Source organism: Bacillus sp. N13C7 (assembly GCF_026790065.1).
GTDB lineage: Bacteria > Bacillota > Bacilli > Bacillales > Bacillaceae > Bacillus.
Genome location: NZ_JALAMO010000009.1, coordinates 37820 through 56186 on the forward strand (window position 1 = coordinate 37820; position 18367 = coordinate 56186).

Consider the following 18367-nt stretch of genomic DNA (forward strand, 5'->3'; position numbering starts at 1 on the left):
TCGAATTATTAATGCAGTGAAAAAATTAAGCTAATTTTAAAAGATTTGGATTCCAGTATTTTAAATTTTTGTTATACACAGACTGAATCAGATGTATTTTATCATATTTTTTGCTCAGCGTATCACTAAAAAAAGAAAAATTAGTCCCATTCATAAGGAGTTTCTTGGTAAACGTAATAATTCAGCCAGTTCATAAACAATAATGTGGCATGCGCTTTCCAGCGATTCACTGGCTCTTTGCTGTCATTTGCGAAATAATGTTTAGGCGCCTCAACAGTAGAAAGGTTTCGTTCCAGATCTCTTTCATACTCTTGAAGAAGCGTATTTGTATCATATTCAGGGTGCCCTGTTAAAAAGACTTGTTTTTCGTCTTTTGACACAATTAAGCAAACCCCGGCTTCCTTTGATGCTGTAAGAATATTTAACTCGGGCACTGCTTGCAGCTGCTCCATATTTATATCTGTATGCCGGGAATGCGGCACGTAGTATAGCTCGTCAAAACCTCTTACCAATCTTTCATGTTTGGAAAGAACTTTATGTTCAAACACACCGAAGATTTTTTTCGGCAATTGAATTTTTTCCACACCGTAATGGTAATACAAACCTGCTTGAGCGCCCCAGCAAATATGCAAGGTTGAAGTGACATTTGTTTTGCTCCACTCCATAATCTCTTTGAGCTCTTCCCAATAAGAAACATCCTCAAACGCCAAATGCTCGATCGGCGCACCGGTGATAATCATGCCGTCAAACTTCTTGTGACGGATATTGGAAAAAGTCGTATAAAATTCGTCAAGGTGTTCTCGTGCAGTATTTTTCGGCGTATGTGTGCTTGGGATTAAAAATGTAAAATGAACCTGTAAAGGCGAATTTCCAAGCAATCTGAGAAGCTGAGTCTCTGTTTGGATTTTCTTCGGCATCAAATTCAATATGATAATTTTTTGCGGCCGGATATCCTGATGAAATGCTCTGCTTTCATCCATTACAAATATATGTTCACTCTCAAGCACCTGTTTTGCCGGCAGGTGTGTTGGTATATTAATAGGCAACGTGCCACCTCCATTATTTCCCCGTTTAATTTTCTTCATTATAGAAATTTTCACGCCAATTTTCAATCTATCTATAAGGGTTGATGGGGAAACAACAGAAAACTCTTTAAATAAAACGCATAGATTGGCCTCTTGGTTTCACTAAAAATGCTTTTCCTATCTCTTGGGAAGGGGATTGCGCAGTGATATAGAATGACTAAGATAACAAAATTGATCCAAACTTAGCATGGCCAGCCGCTCATATCGTAAGGTTCCTTTGACACTCTGCTCTTATGGGTTCTGATCATTGATGTTTACATTTTGAATTGAGATATAATAAAGGTAAAATAATCAGCAGCAGAGACATAGGAGGGACTTACATGTCTATATATCATATGAAGGTACGTACAATAACAGGAAAAGACATGACACTTCAGCCTTTCGCCGGAAAGGTATTGATGATCGTGAATACAGCAAGTAAATGCGGCTTTACGCCGCAATTGAAGCAGCTTCAGGAGTTATATGATACATATCAGCAGGAGGGGCTGGAGATCTTAGGGTTCCCCTGCAATCAATTTATGAACCAAGAGCCTGGTGATGAGGCAGACATACAGGAATTTTGCGAAACCAATTTTGGTGTCACGTTCCCTATGTTTTCAAAAGTAGAGGTAAACGGGAAAAACGCCCACCCGCTGTTTGTGTATTTGACAGAGCATGCGAAAGGGATGCTGGGAACTAAGGCGATCAAATGGAATTTCACAAAATTTATAGTGGATAGAAATGGAAAAACCGTTGGCCGATATTCCCCAAATACAAATCCGAAAGAGCTGGAAGACGCTATTGTGAAGCTATTAGAGCAATAAAGAGGGTGTTTTTGTGAAGGAATTGAAGCAGATCAGGGCATGGGTTAAAACTGTCCTAACCGGCGAAAGTTCAGGACATGATTGGCATCATGTATCAAGAGTTGCCGATCTGGCTTTGTATATTGGAAAACAGGAAAATGCGGATTTGGTCATTGTTGAAACGGCGGCTTTGGTTCATGATTTAATTGATGTCAAGCTGCCTGACACGGTCAGGCTTTCAGTGCGCGAAGTATATGATCAGCTCGTTTTTTTCGGCGTTGGAAGAGAGGCTGCTGACAGAGTGATTGATATTATCACAAGGATGTCCTTTCGAGACAGGGAAAAGCTGGCGGAGGAGCCGTTTTCAATTGAAGGAAAAGCCGTACAGGACGCTGACAGACTTGATGCGATCGGTGCTGTGGGCATTGCGAGAGCTTTCATGTTTGCGGGGGCAAAAGGACACGGCCTTTATGGGGATGAGCAAAGTGCCTACGCTCATTTTTTTCATAAGCTGCTGCGCCTGAAAGATATGATGAATACAGACACCGCACGAGAACTGGCAGAAGAAAGACATGATTTTATGCTTCATTTTGTCCGCCAATTGGAAAAAGACATTCCAGGGATTGACGCCGAAACATCGTAATAGAAGGCTTAGTGCGACTATGATAAAATAAGTCACAGATATGCTATAGGAGGACGATCATGAAGATAAAATCAATTGAACCTACGCCAAGCCCGAATACAATGAAGGTTATTTTAACGGAAGAGCTTCCGGCGGGCAAAAGTAATAACTATAAACCGGATCAAGCAGAAGGTGCACCGCCTGTTATAGCGGAAATCCTTAAAATAGAAGGGGTTAAAGGTGTATACCACGTCGCTGATTTTCTTGCTGTTGAACGGAACGCAAGATACGACTGGAAAGACATTTTACCGCAAGTCCGCTCTGCATTTGGGATGGAAAGTGCTGAAAGTGCTGAAGAAAACCGCTCTGACCAGGAGTCTTTTGGTGAGGTGAAAGTTTTTGTGCAGATGTTCAGCGGCATTCCTATGCAGGTCAAATTGACGGATGGGGAGCGGGAAGAGCGCTTCGGGTTACCTGAACGCTTTCAGCAGGCGATCTTAAAACTCAGATCTGAAGCCTCAAATGTTGTGTTTGAGCGGGCCTGGAAAGAACAAGGAGTAAGATTCGGCGACTTCAATGAAATTGGTCATGATGTGACAGAAGAGCTTCAGGCCGCTTACAGTGATGAACGGCTGAAACGGCTGACAGAAGCAGCTGCTCAAGGAAAGGGCGAAGCAAAACAAGCTGTACAGCGCAAAGCGTATAAAGTAACGCTTGACATGCTGGATGATGAGGACTGGAAAAAGCGTTATGCACATTTAGAGCAGATGGATCCGAAAGAAGAGGATATTCCGGTTTTACAGAAAGCATTGGATGATCCTAAGGTGTCCATCAGAAGACAGGCTGTTGTATATTTAGGAATGATTGAAACACCTGATGTTCTTCCTTTATTGTATAAGGCACTTGAGGACAAAGCTGTCTCAGTGAGAAGAACGGCCGGAGACTGCCTGTCTGATATCGGTGACCCTCAAGCGATTCCTGCTATGATTAAATCGTTAAGCGACTCCAGCAAGCTTGTCCGCTGGCGTGCGGCTATGTTCCTGTACGAAGTCGGCGATGAAAGTGCAATCGAAGCTTTGCGCGCTGCCGAAGATGATCCTGAATTTGAGGTCAGCCTTCAAGTGAAAATGGCGCTTGAGCGCATAGAGCATGGAGAAGAAGCAAAAGGCTCCGTTTGGAAACAAATGACGGAGAGCAGAAAAAAAGGCGAATAAATAAATGAAAAAGGTGCAGATCATGCACCTTTTTTGTGTGAATTCACTTTTTATAAAAATTATTTCGAATATTGTTGAAAAATGAGCAAAAACTATATATAGTAAGTAACAATATTAATAGTTGGAGGGTTCAGATCGACAGAATGTTATATAAATATAAAAAAACATAAGGAAAAAATAATCCAGGGAGGGCGGCCTGAATTTGATCATTTTGTAAAAACAGCCCAAAAATAAACTGAAAATTGTTAAAATAAAATCCAATCCAACAATTCAAATTATTTAGGAGGATCACCATGGCAGAATTACGCAGTAACATGATCACACAAGGAATCGATAGAGCACCGCACCGCAGTTTGCTCCGTGCAGCAGGTGTAAAAGAAGAGGATTTCGGCAAACCGTTTATTGCCGTTTGTAATTCATACATTGATATCGTTCCCGGTCATGTTCACTTGCAGGAGTTTGGGAAAATCGTAAAAGAAGCAATCAGAGAAGCTGGGGGCGTACCGTTTGAATTTAATACAATCGGAGTAGATGATGGCATCGCGATGGGGCATATCGGCATGAGATATTCGCTGCCGAGCCGTGAAATCATCGCGGACTCTGTGGAAACAGTCGTATCCGCACACTGGTTTGACGGAATGGTCTGTATTCCAAACTGTGACAAAATCACACCGGGAATGCTTATGGCGGCAATGCGCATCAACATTCCAACGATTTTTGTCAGTGGCGGACCGATGGCGGCGGGAAGAACAAGCGACGGGAGAAAAATCTCCCTTTCCTCAGTATTCGAAGGGGTAGGCGCTTACCAAGCCGGAAAAATCAATGAAAACGAACTACAAGAACTAGAGCAGTTCGGATGCCCAACGTGCGGGTCTTGCTCTGGAATGTTTACGGCGAACTCAATGAACTGTCTTTCCGAAGCACTTGGCCTTGCTTTGCCGGGCAACGGAACCATTCTCGCGACATCACCGGAACGAAAAGAGTTTGTCAGAAAATCGGCAGCGCAATTAATGGAAACCATTCGCAAAGATATCAAACCGCGTGACATCGTTACAGTAAAAGCAATTGATAACGCGTTTGCGCTCGATATGGCGCTCGGCGGTTCAACAAATACCGTTCTGCATACACTCGCTCTGGCAAACGAAGCCGGTGTTGAATACTCTTTAGAACGCATTAACGAAGTCGCTGAGCGCGTTCCGCATTTGGCCAAGCTGGCGCCTGCTTCAGATGTGTTTATTGAAGATCTTCATGAAGCGGGCGGCGTGTCAGCGGCGCTGAATGAGCTTTCCAAGAAAGAAGGGGCGCTTCATTTAGACGCACTGACTGTTACAGGAAAAACACTAGGAGAAACCATTGCCGGACATGAAGTAAAGGATTATGACGTCATCCATCCGCTGGATAAACCATTTACTGAAAAGGGCGGCCTTGCTGTTTTATTCGGCAATCTTGCTCCAGACGGCGCTATCATTAAAACGGGCGGCGTGCAGAACGGAATTACGAGACATGAAGGGCCGGCTGTCGTATTTGATTCTCAGGATGAGGCGCTTGACGGCATTATCAACCGGAAAGTAAAAGAAGGCGATGTCGTCATCATCCGATACGAAGGGCCAAAAGGCGGACCTGGCATGCCGGAAATGCTTGCGCCTACATCTCAAATCGTTGGAATGGGACTCGGGCCGAAAGTGGCTTTGATTACGGACGGACGTTTTTCCGGAGCCTCCAGAGGCCTCTCAATCGGCCACGTATCACCGGAGGCGGCAGAGGGCGGACCGCTTGCCTTTGTTGAAAACGGAGACCATATCATCGTTGATATTGAAAAACGCATCTTGGATGTCCAAGTGTCAGAGGAAGAATGGGAAAAACGAAAAGCGAACTGGAAAGGCTTTGAACCAAAGGTGAAAACCGGCTACTTGGCCCGTTATTCTAAACTGGTGACAAGCGCCAACACCGGCGGTATCATGAAAATCTAGACGGCGGGAAACACTTTCTCCTATTTTAAGGCGTGAACATTTGAAATCCGGCCCTCTCTATAGTATCCTTTACTTCAGATGAAGGATAATAGAGGGGGCTTTTTTTATGTCAATGGCTTATGAAGAATACATGCGCCAGCTTGTCGTACCGATGCGCCGCGAGCTGACAGGAGCGGGTTTTGAAGAATTAACAACAGCTGAAGAAGTAGAAAACTATATGGAAAAGGCAGAGGGCACAACTCTTGTAGTGGTTAACTCTGTGTGCGGCTGTGCGGCAGGCCTTGCGCGTCCTGCGGCAACACAGGCAGTTCTCCAGCATGACAAAACACCTGACAATACGGTTACAGTATTTGCGGGACAAGATAAAGAAGCTACAGCAAAAATGCGTGAGTATTTTACTGGCCAGGAGCCTTCTTCACCGTCAATGGCTCTTTTGAAAGGCAAGGAAGTCGTACATTTTATACCACGTCATGAAATTGAAGGACACGACATGGAAGAGATTATGAAAAATTTGACCGATGCCTTCGATGCACACTGCTAAATGCCCGTTTTCCGGGCATTTTCTTTTTTGGAGACAGAAGATGATAACAACAAGCTATAGACCGACTGAATACACCATAACAATCGCAAAGCAGCTTTCTAAAGAGCTGGGCATGCCATACTGCGTCCGAAATAAACAAACTGTTGAAAACCTCCTGAAGTCAGCTGAACATGATTTGCTTGTTGTCGGCAAAGAGCGGTTTGAACTTTATACGAAACAAGGTGGCAAATTCTTTTTTCATCCGAATACAGCGATGTTCAGGGCTAAACGATTCTTACGGGGTGAACAAGAGCCGATGCTTCGGGCAGCTGGTTTATCGGAAGGGGATACGTTTTTAGATTGCACACTCGGGCTGGGTTCGGATGCCATTATTGCAAGTATGGCAGTAGGTAAAACGGGTTCTGTGATTGGGATTGAAAAAAACCTCCTTGTGTCCGTTTTGGTGAGGGCGGGACTGCATTCATGGGAAACAGGCATAGAAGAGCTTCAAGCCGCAATGAGAAGAATCCAAGTGAAGAATGGGGATAGCCTTGAATATATGAAGCAGCTTCCTGACAACTCTGTTGATGTGATTTATTTCGATCCAATGTTTCATGAGCCTGTAGAGACGTCTGACGGCATCGCGCCTTTACGGGATTTGGCAGAGGATTCAGTTTTGCATGAAGTGTGTATCAAAGAAGCAGTGCGCGCAGCCAGAAAAAGTGTTGTGCTAAAAGATCATTGGAAAAGCCCGCGATTTGAACAGCTTGGATTTAATGTTATAAAAAGAAAAACAGCGCTGTTTCACTATGGCGTCATTCAGCTTTAAATAAATCCAGCCCGTGAGATGAATCACGGGCTTTGTGTTAATCGGTGACTTCCATGACGACAAAGTATAGCAATGTTAAAAGTGAAACTGTGGCAAACAGAGCGTCAATCATGCAGAAAGCCTCCTTTCACAGAATATTGTAAGCGTTTTTACACAATCAGCAAAGCAACGAATCTCCTAATTTGCAAATCAGTTTCGTATTGTACATGACTTGCATGTTTCGGGTGTGTTAAAATAAAAGAAACTTGACAATAAAATAGAGAGGAATAAGCAGTCATGAAATTGTGGATGAGAAAGACCCTTGTGGTTTTATTTACCATTGTAACGTTCGGGCTCGTATCTCCTCCGGCTGCTCTGATGGCGGACAAGCCCTCCGGACAGCCGAGCAGTCTAGAGCAGAATGATTACACCGCTTTTTATGATGAGCATGACCTGTACGATGATTTTGAGTCGGAAGACAGGCGAGACCCTGAACTGCTTTTTCAATCGTACAAGGAACAGCTGCTTGACAGCGCTGAGGATCAGTCCTTTTTAAAATTCGGCAGCAAAATCGCTCCTGTCATTGAGGATGACTATCGGAAAGAGATCCTGCCGAAAATCGAAAATGTGATTAGTGATTATTTAGCTGCATTGCAAGATGATGAGGCATATCAAGACGTGGTGATCTCAAGCAAGCCTTCAGCTGGCAAAACGGAAAAAATTTTCAACGTTTACAATCGGACGACTGGAGAGGATCTACTCAGATTCCACGTACGAAGAGACCACCCGCCTCATGACGGCTACTGGTTTAATTTTCACTATCATACAGCAGAAGATGGATTTCAATCACATCATGAGCTTGGGAGCATTTACTGGGACCGCAACACGCCTCCCAACTGGATGAGTGCGTAAAGGAGATGCCACTAGACATGAAAAAGTACACAATGAATGAAATGGTTGATATAACAAAAGATATGCTGAACAAACGGGGCGTTATGATAGAAGATATTGCGCGGATTGTTCAAAAACTTCAGGAAAAATACAACCCAAATCTGCCGCTCAGTGTTTGTATGGAAAATGTAGAAAAAGTGCTGAACAAACGTGAAATTATTCATGCTGTCCTAACAGGCCTTGCACTTGATCAGCTTGCTGAGCAGAAACTGCTTCCTGAACCGCTGCAGCACCTTGTTGAAACAGATGAACCGCTTTATGGCATAGATGAAATTATCCCTCTTTCAATCGTTAATGTGTACGGGTCGATCGGCTTGACCAACTTCGGTTATCTTGATAAAGAGAAGATTGGAATTATTAAGGAGCTTGATGAAAGTGCAGACGGTATCCATACCTTTTTGGATGATATTGTGGCAGCACTAGCGGCAGCAGCTGCGAGCAGAATTGCGCATACGCATCAGGATCTGCAGGATGAAGAAAAGGAACAGGTTGAAAAGCCTGTCATCAGCTAACTAAAAAAAATCATTTCTGGGTTCAGAAATGATTTTTTATTGTGTTACACTACTAGAAGACTACTTTTAAAGGATGAAAAAAATGAAACAGTATAAGGATTTATGCAGACATGTTTTAGAGCATGGTGAGAAAAAGGGAGACCGGACAGGGACCGGAACAATCAGCACTTTCGGGTATCAAATGAGATTTGATTTACAGGAAGGCTTTCCGATGCTCACCACTAAAAAACTCCACTTTAAATCAATTGCGCATGAACTGCTGTGGTTCTTAAAAGGGGACACCAATGTACGCTATCTGCAGGAAAACGGAGTGCGGATTTGGAATGAGTGGGCTGATGAAAACGGTGAACTTGGACCTGTATATGGCTCGCAATGGCGTTCTTGGCGGGGAGCCGATGGGGAAACCGTTGATCAAATTTCCCGTCTTATTGAAGATATTAAGACAAATCCGAACTCCCGACGCTTAATCGTCAGCGCCTGGAATGTTGCTGAAATTGATAAAATGGCATTGCCGCCGTGTCATTGCCTGTTCCAATTCTACATATCTGACGGCAAGCTGTCCTGTCAGCTGTATCAGCGCTCTGCCGATGTTTTCCTTGGTGTGCCGTTTAACATTGCTTCTTATGCCCTGCTAACCATGATGATTGCACATGTGGCTGGACTTGAACCGGGCGAATTTATTCATACATTTGGTGATGTACATATTTATCAAAATCATATTGAACAGGTCAATTTGCAGCTGGCAAGGGACGTTCGCCCGCTTCCGAAGCTTCGTTTCGCCAGAGAGGTTGATTCTATTTTTAACTTTACATTTGAGGACTTTATCATTGAGGATTATGATCCGCATCCTCATATTAAAGGGGCTGTCAGCGTATGATTTCGTTCATTTTTGCAATGGATGCCAACAGGCTTATCGGCAAAGACAATGATTTGCCGTGGCATTTGCCCAATGATCTTGCATACTTTAAAAAAGTAACATCAGGCCATTCAATTATAATGGGCCGGAAAACATATGAATCGATCGGACGTCCGCTTCCAAACCGGAAAAATATTGTCGTCACATCAGCGCCGGCTTCAGAATTTCCGGGATGTACGGTTGTCAGTTCGTTAAAGGATGTGCTGGACATTTGTTCAGGCTCTGAGGAGTGCTTTGTCATCGGAGGGGCTCAGCTTTATACAGCGCTGTTCCCTTATGCAGACAGATTGTATATGACGAAAATTCATCACAAGTTTGAGGGTGACCGTCACTTCCCCGAATTTGATGAAAGCAATTGGAAACTGGTTTCTTCTGAGCAGGGGGTAAAGGACGAGAAAAACCCGTACGATTACGAATTTTTAATATATGAAAAAAAGAATTCTTCTGAAGCGGGAGGATTTTAATTGATTCGCTACAGCTGGTTAGTGATTTATATTGTGTATATGCTGTTAAAAAATATAAAACAATTATTTAATCATACGATGCTTGATCCTCGTCTTTCATACAAAAAGCAGATGACTCTTGTCTACGAGCAGCCAAAGGCGTTTTTTGAGGGCTGTATCGGCATCACCGGTTCAGTTGTGATGATCCATCAGCCTGAGCCCATTCCGAGCGGTCCCGTTTTATATGTGCATCCTCATTTGCGCTTACCTGAATTGGCTTTAATTGCTGGATATATTGAGGAACCGGCGGGCTTTATCGCAAATCCTAAAGTATTTCGCTTGCCTTTGATCGGGCAATGGCTAAGTCGGATGGATATAATTGCAGACGGCAGTTCAGAGAAGGTATATGAAGAAGCGACAAAACAGCTGGAAAAAGGGCAAAGCCTGATTCTGTCATTAGATGGTTCTATAGATCCTGCAGAACTTGCGGCCCGTTATCATCTTCCGTTGGTGATGGTGGAAACGAAAGGAACGGATGATCTGCAAAAGGGATCGTTAATTAAACGTTTAAAACCGGCAGATATTGAATTGTCATTTTCAAAAGCCTATATACCTGCAAATGAAAAACAATTACGTGCATAAAAAAGCGCAGTCTTTTAGACTGCGCTTTTCTGTTACGAAATGAACGGCACATTCACACAATAAAACAACACACAGAAGAACATCGCAGCGCTTCCGCCTAATACAAAACTGTGCCAAATGGCGTGATGGAAGGGGATCTTTTTCCAAATATAAAAAATGGTTCCGACAGAGTATAAAATGCCGCCGAGAAAAAGAAGACTGAATCCTGCTCCGCTCAGCGAAGCATATAAAGGTTTAACGGCGATAATCATCAGCCACCCCATGATCAAATACACGAAAGTTGACAAAAGGATAAAGCGTTTCACGAAGAAAATCTTAAATACGATTCCCCCCAGGGCAAGAGACCATACGATAACCAGCAGGGTAAAGCCGAGTGTGCCTTTCAGCGGCCCAAGCAAAAAAGGCGTATAGGTTCCGGCGATCAGAACGTAAATGGCGCTATGATCAATAATCTCTAAAATATCCTTCGTCTTTTTATGTGTGATGCTGTGGAGCAGTGTAGAGCTTAGATAAAGCAGCAGCATAGAGACACCGAATATCGTAAAACTGACAATATCCCATGCGGAGCCGTAATGAGCCGCAAATATGATCAGAAACACTAGTGCAGGTATAGATAAGAGCACACCAATGCCATGTGTAATTGCATTGGCGATCTCTTCTTTGATAGTAAACAAGTGCATTCTCCTTTCGATCGCTAGATCATTTGATTTTTCAGCGTATCTAAAAAGCTCAAGCCCTCTAACGTAATTTTAGTGCCGGCGCGTCCTCGGCTTTTTGTGACATAATCTTTTTTCTCCAAATAATCGAGACGGCTTCTGACCTGCTGCGGAGTCAAGGAGGTTTGGGTATTTTTGCTGTGTTCAGAAATGATCCGTCTGCTGGCTGGTTCTCCTTTTTCGTTTAACACTTTTATGGTTTCCAAAATAAACAAAAACTCGGCTTTTTCCATTAAAGTCAGCAGCTTCGCTTTTTTCTTCGACGCTTTTCCGTCTATCGCGCCCCTAATATACGGCGGTAGGTCATATGGATAAATCGTTCCTCCGCTTGTTACTGCCGCCATATAATCTGTAGCATTTTTTAATTCCCTGACATTGCCTGCAAATGTATGCTTCTCAAGCACCGGAAAAACGGAGGGATCGATTAACAATAGCCGGCCGGAATGTGAGAGAAAATGCTGTGTCAAAAGCGGTATATCGCTTTTTCGTTCCGATAATTCGGGAAGGGTGAGCGTTAAAATGTTCAGTCTGTAATATAAGTCTTGCCTGAATGTATGTTCCGCACACCCGTCTGCAGAAGCACAGATCATTCGCGGCTTCTCCGTGTCTGAATCAAGCGCTTTTAACAGCTGAGCTTGTACAGAAGAAGGCATGCGCCATACATCATCAAGAAAAAGGGTTCCTCGTACCGCTTTTTGAAAAACACCTGTGTCTCCGTTAGGGCCAAAAAGCTCATGATTAAGGGTTTCTTCCGAATGGGTGCTGCAATTGACGCTTATAAACGGTTCATTGCTTCTCGAAGATTCCAAGTGTATGGCATGTGCGAAGTGATTTTTGCCTGTTCCGATTTTTCCTGTTATTAAGACAGGGAGCTCCGATAACGAGAACTGCTTGGCGATTCGCTTCGCTTCCAGGAAAGTTTGATGTTCTCCGATTAGTTGTTGAAATGTATTGAGTTTTGGTGCTCTATTCATCAATTGGCTCCTTTTGGTTCTAATTGGTTTCATTATAGCATGCCTTTTGGTTGAAAACACCCTTTATTTTATGATCATCTTTTTTCTTGGTGCTGCAGGATAATGGTTGAACAGAAGTTACCACAAGAAGTGATGGACATAGTCTGTATTTTTTTAATTATTAAATAAAAATAATTGTCTTATTTTTTGAATATTCGTGTTATAATGGCATATTAAATAGGGATTTAAAACAAGAAAGGAATCTGTACATGAAACCGTTGCTTAAAGAAAACTCTCTCATCCAAGTGAAAGACATTTTGAAGGCTCATCAAAACGTGAAGGATGTTGTGATTCACACACCTTTGCAAAGAAATGACAGACTTTCTGAGAGATATGAATGCAATATTTATTTGAAACGTGAAGACTTGCAAGTTGTCAGATCTTTTAAGCTCAGAGGGGCTTATCATAAAATGAAACAGCTTTCCGGCGAGCAGACTGAGAATGGAGTTGTATGTGCAAGTGCCGGAAACCATGCTCAGGGTGTAGCGTTCTCGTGTAAACATCTTGGCATTCACGGAAAAATTTTTATGCCGTCTACAACACCGAGACAAAAAGTGTCTCAAGTTGAACTGTTCGGAAAAGGATTTATTGATATTATTTTGACAGGTGATACGTTTGATGATGCGTATAATAGCGCAGTTGAATGCTGTGAGGCAGAATCCCGGACGTTTATCCATCCGTTTGATGATTCGGATGTGATGGCCGGACAGGGAACGCTGGCAGTCGAGATTTTAAACGATATTGATACAGAGCCGCATTTTCTTTTTGCAAGTGTCGGAGGCGGAGGGCTTCTCTCAGGGGTAGGGACATATATGAAAAATGTGTCTCCTGATACAAAGGTAATTGCTGTTGAGCCGGCTGGTGCGGCATCCTATTTTGAATCAAACAAAGCCGGGCATGTCGTCACACTTGATAAAATTGATAAATTTGTTGACGGAGCAGCTGTTAAAAAAATCGGGGAAGAAACATTCCAGACGCTGGAAGCGGTCGTGGATGACATTCTTCTAGTGCCTGAAGGGAAAGTATGTACATCCATTCTTGAATTATATAACCAATGTGCGATTGTTGCTGAACCAGCTGGTGCTCTATCTGTCGCGGCGCTCGATTTGTACAAGGATGAAATTAAAGGCAAAAACGTAGTGTGTGTGGTCAGCGGGGGAAATAACGATATTGGAAGAATGCAGGAAATGAAGGAGCGGTCCATGATTTTTGAGGGACTTCAGCATTATTTTATCGTCAATTTTCCCCAAAGAGCTGGGGCGCTCCGCGAATTTCTTGACGAAGTCCTCGGACCTACTGATGATATTACAAGGTTTGAATACACGAAGAAAAATAATAAAAGCAACGGGCCTGCTCTTGTGGGCATCGAGCTGCAGAACAAGGCTGACTATGGGCCGCTGATCGAACGGATGAACAAAAAAGCGTTTCATTATGTAGAAGTGAATAAGGATGAGGACTTGTTCCATTTACTGATCTAATTTTTTCACACAATCGCGCAAAATGACAGACAGCCTTGCTGGCATTGTATATAATAGAAGAAAAACAAAAAAAGAGGATTGATAGCTTGTTACTCAAAAGCCTAGAGTTCAAACGCAGTGACGGGATTCAGGTGAAAGTGACAGAAATACCTGTTTTAAAGGAAGATGAACACTATTTCTTTATGTTACATCACCATTTGCAGTTCTACTTAAAAGAAGTGTTTTCATCAAACAGCAGGGCAAAAGTGTATTCTTTCCGACATTATATGAAGCGCCGGATGAAATGGGCAGATTACCAGGCTGTTTTTCATCAAGAGGTGTTAAAGCACAACGCGTGATTGGCCGTTAATACCTGTGTGTCCTCCCTTTGTATTTGTAGGATTGGGAGGCATGCAGGATTTTTTTTGCCAGGTATCGAATACAAGCATGGACGCATCAGGTAAGAATGGGTTAGACAACGTTTGTATGCTCGCTGGAAAGGGTGGATGTCATGAAGGGTATCAAGGGGTTAACGGCAGGGCTGTTTCTTCTGCTTTTGTGTGCCTGCGGAGGACAACAGATTAAAGATCCGCTCAATTACGAAGTGGAGCCTTTTACATTTCAAAACCAAGACGGCAAGAATGTTTCTTTAGAGAGTTTAAAAGGAGAAGTCTGGCTGGCGGATTTTATTTTTACCAATTGTGAAACCATATGTCCTCCAATGACCGCTCATATGACGGAACTGCAAAAAAAACTGAAAGCCGAAAATATAGATGTCCGCATCATATCCTTTAGTGTTGACCCGGAAAACGATAAGCCAAAACAGCTGAAAAAATTCGCCGCAAATTATCCATTATCTTTTGACAACTGGGATTTCCTCACGGGATACAGCCAGAGTGACATTGAGGAGTTCGCGGTTAAGAGCTTCAAAGCCATTGTGAAGAAACCGGAGGGAGAGGACCAAGTTATTCATCAATCTTCTTTTTATTTGGTAGGCCCTGACGGCAAGGTGCTGAAAGATTACAATGGAGTGGAAAATACACCGTACGAGGATATCATCGCCGATGTAAAGGCAGCCAGGACACTCAAGTAAGCTCGGAGACTAGGCATTTGCAAATCTTCTAAAACATGATACACTTTCCACTAGTAGAATGGGAAGGAGCAACAAGATTGAAGCTGCGCATTTTTTCACTCATGGCCAGTTTGATTTTGCTTCTTACTGCTTGTACCAATATTCGTACAGCATCTGAGGGAAAACAAAAAGCCCATGAACCGAAAACGAAAGAGCACATTGTCATTGCGGCTGTCGGAGATTCGCTGACAGAAGGTGTCGGAGATCCTGACGGAAAGGGATACGTCGGCAAGGTGGCGGATTCTATCCGGTCAGACAAACAAGTGAAAACGGTAGACGTAAAAAACTATGCCGTAAAAGGAAACCGTTCGGATGATTTATTAAAGAAACTAAAAGATAAAAAGGTTCAAAAAGGCATAAAGGACGCAGATTATGTCTTTTTTACAATTGGCGGTAATGATTTGATGAAAATCCTTCGCCAAAACTTTCTGCAATTAACCGTTGAACCGTTTCAGGAAGCGGAAAAGCCGTACGAAGAGCGTTTTGAAAAAATCATTTCGGAAATCCGGGAGCTGAATGATCACGCTGAGCTGATTTATGTCAGCATGTATAATCCGTTTACATTTACGTTATCTGAATTAAATGAAATAAACGGAGTCGTCACTGATTGGAACCATATTGCTGAAAAAGAGCTGAAAAAAGATAAACATGCAAAAATCATTCACATAGCAGACTTGTTCAATCAAAAAAGTGACAGCAGCCGAATTTCTGAGGAAGATGATTTTCATCCCAACGGTACGGGTTATTCTCTTATTGCCAAGCGCGTCTATCAAGCCATAAAAAAAGAAGGATTACCGAAAGAGTAGGGTGACATCATGAACAAGTGGAAACGACTGTTTTTTATATTGCTTGCAATTAATCTTGTCCTCGCCGCTGGGTTTGTGACACTTATTATGCTGCCGGGAGAACAAGCTCAGGTGAAGGATCCAGCTGAGAGCGAGTATGGATTTCAAGTGACAAGCACAAAAGAATCATTGGCTGCGTTTGTCAACTCATATTTAAACGACAAAGCATCAAACCAGCTTGATTATAAAGTAGAGATTGATGATGATGTTCATGTCGCAGGGGAAATCAAAGCTTTTTCCACGTCCATTGACGCGTTTATCGCTTTTGAACCGACTGTGAAAAAAAATGGCGATGTGGAGCTGAATGTCACGAAATTTTCGTTAGGGAAATTGAGTATACCAATTAGCTTTGTGTTAAATTATATGGACAGCTTTTACGAATTGCCATCATTTGTCCACGTTCATCCCGGCGATAAAAGCATTGAAGTGCGTCTGTCAGAAATGCCTTTAACGAATGGAATGTATGTCAAAGCGGACAAAATAAATTTAGAAAAAGATGAAATTGAATTTTCCTATTACCATCCTAAACAATAGAGGTGACTGAAAATGAAACGGATTTACCAGTATTTCAGTTTATTATCCTTTACATTTTCCCTGTATTTCGGCTGGCTTGCTTATCATCATCTTGCTGCTGAAGATATGGATCAAATGTATTTGAATGTTTCCTATTGTGCCTTGTTCCTAAGTGTGATGGTGTTTACGTTCGGTATGAGAGACCGGAAAAAAACCGATAAATCATGAAAAAAGAGACATGAAACAAGGTCTCTTTTTTCGTGCGGTTGTAAAAAAATTTGAGAGTACAAGGAGAAAAAATGAAAGCATACGATTTTACACAGGGGAACGTGCTGAAACAGCTTCTGCTGTTTTCAACTCCGATTATGCTCGGAAACGCGTTGCAGGTTTCCTTTCAACTTATAGACAGTTTGTGGATCGGCAATTTACTGGGGGCAAAGGCCCTTGGTGCAGCTGCAGTATCAAGCACGATTGTTTTAACTGTGCTGTCTTTTATTTTGGGCCTTAACAATGCGACATTAACGATTTTGTCACAGCAAAAGGGAAAAGATGATGAAAAAGGAATGTCGTCATATATTAATGCTTTTGTTGTGTTATTAACAGGCCTAAGCATCGGCTTCGGCGCGGCCGGTTTTTTTCTATCAGAGCTTTTGCTTCGTCTTCTCAAAACGCCGGAGTCGATGATACCGCTTGCTGAGACTTATTTGCAGATTCAATTTATCGGCATTTTATTTTTGTTTGGTTATAACTTTATCAGTACTGTCCTTCGGGCGCTAGGTGACAGCAAGACACCTCTCCGGTTTATTGCATTTGCCGTTGTGCTGAATACAGCTTTGGCTCCGCTCTTTATTTCTGTGTTCCGCATGGGAATAGCAGGAGCAGCTTATTCGACGATTTTGTCACAGGGCATTGCGTTTCTGTATGGGTTGTTTTATGTCATCAAACACAAGCTTGTGCCGTTCTCTATTCCGCGAGTGCCCAAATGGGAAGAATCCGCGCTGATTTTGAAACTCGGTATTCCAGCCGGTCTGCAGATGATGGTGATTACAGGCGGCATGATGGCGATTATGAGTGTTGTCAACTCATACGGGGAGCACGTGGTGTCAGGTTTCGGTGCGGTACAAAGGCTCGATAGCATCATTACGCTTCCCGCGATGGCTGCAGGTACGGCGGTCAACAGTATGGCAGGGCAAAATATCGGAATTGGAAACTATAAACGAGTGGGCACGATTGCACGTCTAGGTGTGATGGCTGTTATTTCTTGCATGCTTGTAATTGCAGTGATCATTTGGGCATGTAGTAAATATCTCGTGAGGTTATTTATCAGCGAGCCTGATGCGGTCGCGTTTGGGGAACAATATTTGCGGTGGATCGCGTTTTTCTATCCTTTTATCGGGATTAATTTCGTGTTGAATGGAATTGTCAGAGCCGCAGGAGCGATGCTGCAGGTACTGGTTCTAAACCTGATATCGTTTTGGGTTTTGAGATATCCTTTCACGGCTCTATTTTCAGCTTGGCTCGGACAGAAAGGAATCGGGCTCGGAATCGGAATGAGTTTTTTATTTAGCAGTTGTGCAGCGTTTTTGTATTATAGGTACGGCCGTTGGAAAACAATGAAACTGTTCTCTGCAAAATAAAGTGAAGCGCTGCGAAAAGCACATACCCATATATAGGGTATGTGCTTTTTTTCACCGTTTTTTATCAAGTTTGCTGAAGAGCTCGATTAATGTAGCGAGTTCAGCATCAGTGTAGCAGTCAAAACGTTTAAAGAAATATTCCGTTTTTTTCTCGTTGAAGTGCTGAAGGACTTTTTCGCCCGCTTCAGTGATATGAATGCGGATGATGCGTCTGTCTTCCTTCGATCTGATTCTTGTAATCCATTCCTTTTCTACCAGCGCATCAGTCACAGCCGTAATGTGGCTTGCCGATACCTCTAAAATAGGCGCAAATTCAGTGACTTTTTTAGGCCCTTGTTCACTGAGGATCCGCAGAATGGTAAATTCATTCCGTGACAGCTCTTTATCTAGAATTTCATTGATTTCGTTGCGTATTTGTTTAAAGACTTTACGGAGTAAAGTTTCCATATCGTACATCATCTGTGTTCTTACTTTCAAATTTGTGAACCTCCATTACTAAGCATATTGCTTAAAACCTATAGATTTTATTGAAAAGCAGAATCATTTTCATTCTATTTTTACATGCTATAATATAATAATACCACGTATT

22 protein-coding genes are annotated in these 18367 nt (G+C 42.7%); 18 read left to right on the top strand and 4 right to left on the bottom strand.

Annotated elements, in window-relative coordinates:
* Nucleotides 1-140 precede the first annotated feature (140 nt).
* The gene (gene metA, locus MOB98_RS12360; protein ID WP_268362339.1) at nucleotides 141-1046 is read right to left on the bottom strand and encodes a homoserine O-acetyltransferase MetA; all 906 of its coding nucleotides are present in this window, start codon (nucleotides 1044-1046) and stop codon (nucleotides 141-143) included.
* A gap of 359 nt (nucleotides 1047-1405) precedes the next feature.
* Between metA and MOB98_RS12365 the strand changes: the two genes are divergently transcribed.
* The 11 genes from MOB98_RS12365 to MOB98_RS12415 all read left to right on the top strand — a co-directional run bounded on the left by MOB98_RS12365 (nucleotide 1406) and on the right by MOB98_RS12415 (nucleotide 10465).
* A complete protein-coding gene (locus tag MOB98_RS12365; protein ID WP_268362337.1) occupies nucleotides 1406-1888 on the top strand; it encodes a glutathione peroxidase in 483 nt (160 codons plus the stop codon).
* A 13-nt stretch (nucleotides 1889-1901) separates the two neighbouring features.
* Nucleotides 1902-2510: an HD domain-containing protein gene (locus MOB98_RS12370; RefSeq protein ID WP_268362335.1), complete on the top strand. Its 609-nt coding sequence runs from the start codon at nucleotides 1902-1904 to the stop codon at nucleotides 2508-2510.
* Nucleotides 2511-2569: 59 nt separating this feature from the next.
* A complete protein-coding gene (locus MOB98_RS12375) occupies nucleotides 2570-3703 on the top strand; it encodes a conserved virulence factor C family protein (protein WP_268367216.1) in 1134 nt (377 codons plus the stop codon).
* Nucleotides 3704-3996: 293 nt separating this feature from the next.
* Nucleotides 3997-5673, top strand: coding sequence for a dihydroxy-acid dehydratase (gene ilvD, locus MOB98_RS12380; RefSeq protein WP_268360528.1), 1677 nt, complete (start codon nucleotides 3997-3999; stop codon nucleotides 5671-5673).
* Nucleotides 5674-5779: 106 nt separating this feature from the next.
* On the top strand, nucleotides 5780-6214 hold the full coding sequence (gene brxA, locus MOB98_RS12385; protein WP_268360529.1) for a bacilliredoxin BrxA: 435 nt from the start codon (nucleotides 5780-5782) through the stop codon (nucleotides 6212-6214).
* A gap of 40 nt (nucleotides 6215-6254) precedes the next feature.
* On the top strand, nucleotides 6255-7022 hold the full coding sequence (locus MOB98_RS12390; RefSeq protein WP_268360530.1) for a class I SAM-dependent methyltransferase: 768 nt from the start codon (nucleotides 6255-6257) through the stop codon (nucleotides 7020-7022).
* A gap of 276 nt (nucleotides 7023-7298) precedes the next feature.
* Nucleotides 7299-7913, top strand: a complete 615-nt coding sequence (locus MOB98_RS12395) for a YpjP family protein (protein ID WP_268360531.1) — start codon at nucleotides 7299-7301, stop codon at nucleotides 7911-7913.
* A 17-nt stretch (nucleotides 7914-7930) separates the two neighbouring features.
* On the top strand, nucleotides 7931-8464 hold the full coding sequence (locus tag MOB98_RS12400) for a phosphatidylglycerophosphatase A (protein ID WP_268360532.1): 534 nt from the start codon (nucleotides 7931-7933) through the stop codon (nucleotides 8462-8464).
* An 82-nt stretch (nucleotides 8465-8546) separates the two neighbouring features.
* Complete coding sequence (locus tag MOB98_RS12405) at nucleotides 8547-9341, top strand: thymidylate synthase (protein ID WP_268360533.1); 795 nt, start codon at nucleotides 8547-8549, stop codon at nucleotides 9339-9341.
* A complete protein-coding gene (dfrA, locus tag MOB98_RS12410; RefSeq protein WP_268360535.1) occupies nucleotides 9338-9844 on the top strand; it encodes a dihydrofolate reductase DfrA in 507 nt (168 codons plus the stop codon). Before MOB98_RS12405 ends, dfrA begins: the two co-directional genes overlap by 4 nt.
* Nucleotides 9845-10465 carry a lysophospholipid acyltransferase family protein gene (locus MOB98_RS12415; RefSeq protein ID WP_268360536.1) on the top strand — a complete coding sequence of 207 codons (621 nt, stop codon included), beginning with the start codon at nucleotides 9845-9847 and terminating at the stop codon, nucleotides 10463-10465.
* Nucleotides 10466-10497: 32 nt separating this feature from the next.
* On the opposite strand, the gene trhA is transcribed toward MOB98_RS12415, so the two are convergent.
* Together trhA and MOB98_RS12425 are read right to left on the bottom strand one after the other, a co-directional pair.
* Nucleotides 10498-11139, bottom strand: a complete 642-nt coding sequence (gene trhA / locus MOB98_RS12420) for a PAQR family membrane homeostasis protein TrhA (RefSeq protein ID WP_268360539.1) — start codon at nucleotides 11137-11139, stop codon at nucleotides 10498-10500.
* Nucleotides 11140-11159: 20 nt separating this feature from the next.
* A complete protein-coding gene (locus tag MOB98_RS12425; protein ID WP_268360541.1) occupies nucleotides 11160-12155 on the bottom strand; it encodes a sigma 54-interacting transcriptional regulator in 996 nt (331 codons plus the stop codon).
* Nucleotides 12156-12403: 248 nt separating this feature from the next.
* Here MOB98_RS12425 and ilvA point away from each other — a divergent pair, with 248 nt between their 5' ends.
* From ilvA to MOB98_RS12460, 7 genes are all read left to right on the top strand, one after another.
* Nucleotides 12404-13672: a threonine ammonia-lyase IlvA gene (ilvA, locus tag MOB98_RS12430; RefSeq protein ID WP_268360542.1), complete on the top strand. Its 1269-nt coding sequence runs from the start codon at nucleotides 12404-12406 to the stop codon at nucleotides 13670-13672.
* An 86-nt stretch (nucleotides 13673-13758) separates the two neighbouring features.
* Nucleotides 13759-14010, top strand: a complete 252-nt coding sequence (locus MOB98_RS12435) for a YpmP family protein (protein WP_003218212.1) — start codon at nucleotides 13759-13761, stop codon at nucleotides 14008-14010.
* A gap of 152 nt (nucleotides 14011-14162) precedes the next feature.
* Nucleotides 14163-14744 carry a cytochrome c oxidase assembly accessory protein ScuA gene (gene scuA, locus MOB98_RS12440; RefSeq protein ID WP_268360543.1) on the top strand — a complete coding sequence of 194 codons (582 nt, stop codon included), beginning with the start codon at nucleotides 14163-14165 and terminating at the stop codon, nucleotides 14742-14744.
* A 77-nt stretch (nucleotides 14745-14821) separates the two neighbouring features.
* Nucleotides 14822-15589, top strand: a complete 768-nt coding sequence (locus MOB98_RS12445; RefSeq protein WP_268360545.1) for an SGNH/GDSL hydrolase family protein — start codon at nucleotides 14822-14824, stop codon at nucleotides 15587-15589.
* 9 nt (nucleotides 15590-15598) lie between these two features.
* On the top strand, nucleotides 15599-16162 hold the full coding sequence (locus MOB98_RS12450; RefSeq protein ID WP_268360547.1) for a YpmS family protein: 564 nt from the start codon (nucleotides 15599-15601) through the stop codon (nucleotides 16160-16162).
* A 12-nt stretch (nucleotides 16163-16174) separates the two neighbouring features.
* A complete protein-coding gene (ypmT, locus tag MOB98_RS12455; protein WP_003230808.1) occupies nucleotides 16175-16369 on the top strand; it encodes a protein YpmT in 195 nt (64 codons plus the stop codon).
* Nucleotides 16370-16440: 71 nt separating this feature from the next.
* Entirely contained in the window at nucleotides 16441-17778 is a 1338-nt protein-coding gene (locus tag MOB98_RS12460; RefSeq protein ID WP_268360549.1) for an MATE family efflux transporter, read from the top strand.
* Between the two features lie 51 nt (nucleotides 17779-17829).
* Here the strand turns inward: MOB98_RS12460 and MOB98_RS12465 are convergent, their stop codons facing one another.
* A complete protein-coding gene (locus MOB98_RS12465) occupies nucleotides 17830-18255 on the bottom strand; it encodes a MarR family transcriptional regulator (protein ID WP_004398634.1) in 426 nt (141 codons plus the stop codon).
* Nucleotides 18256-18367: the final 112 nt, after the last annotated feature.

Coding starts and splice junctions, on each gene's coding strand:
- MOB98_RS12395 (WP_268360531.1), top strand. CDS start 7,299: ATGAAATTGTGGATGAGAAAGACCCTTGTGGTTTTATTTACCATTGTA.
- ypmT (WP_003230808.1), top strand. CDS start 16,175: ATGAAACGGATTTACCAGTATTTCAGTTTATTATCCTTTACATTTTCC.
- MOB98_RS12365 (WP_268362337.1), top strand. CDS start 1,406: ATGTCTATATATCATATGAAGGTACGTACAATAACAGGAAAAGACATG.
- MOB98_RS12375 (WP_268367216.1), top strand. CDS start 2,570: ATGAAGATAAAATCAATTGAACCTACGCCAAGCCCGAATACAATGAAG.
- scuA (WP_268360543.1), top strand. CDS start 14,163: ATGAAGGGTATCAAGGGGTTAACGGCAGGGCTGTTTCTTCTGCTTTTG.
- ilvD (WP_268360528.1), top strand. CDS start 3,997: ATGGCAGAATTACGCAGTAACATGATCACACAAGGAATCGATAGAGCA.
- MOB98_RS12400 (WP_268360532.1), top strand. CDS start 7,931: ATGAAAAAGTACACAATGAATGAAATGGTTGATATAACAAAAGATATG.
- MOB98_RS12450 (WP_268360547.1), top strand. CDS start 15,599: ATGAACAAGTGGAAACGACTGTTTTTTATATTGCTTGCAATTAATCTT.
- dfrA (WP_268360535.1), top strand. CDS start 9,338: ATGATTTCGTTCATTTTTGCAATGGATGCCAACAGGCTTATCGGCAAA.
- MOB98_RS12405 (WP_268360533.1), top strand. CDS start 8,547: ATGAAACAGTATAAGGATTTATGCAGACATGTTTTAGAGCATGGTGAG.
- MOB98_RS12425 (WP_268360541.1), bottom strand. CDS start 12,155: ATGAATAGAGCACCAAAACTCAATACATTTCAACAACTAATCGGAGAA.
- MOB98_RS12390 (WP_268360530.1), top strand. CDS start 6,255: ATGATAACAACAAGCTATAGACCGACTGAATACACCATAACAATCGCA.
- brxA (WP_268360529.1), top strand. CDS start 5,780: ATGTCAATGGCTTATGAAGAATACATGCGCCAGCTTGTCGTACCGATG.
- ilvA (WP_268360542.1), top strand. CDS start 12,404: ATGAAACCGTTGCTTAAAGAAAACTCTCTCATCCAAGTGAAAGACATT.
- MOB98_RS12460 (WP_268360549.1), top strand. CDS start 16,441: ATGAAAGCATACGATTTTACACAGGGGAACGTGCTGAAACAGCTTCTG.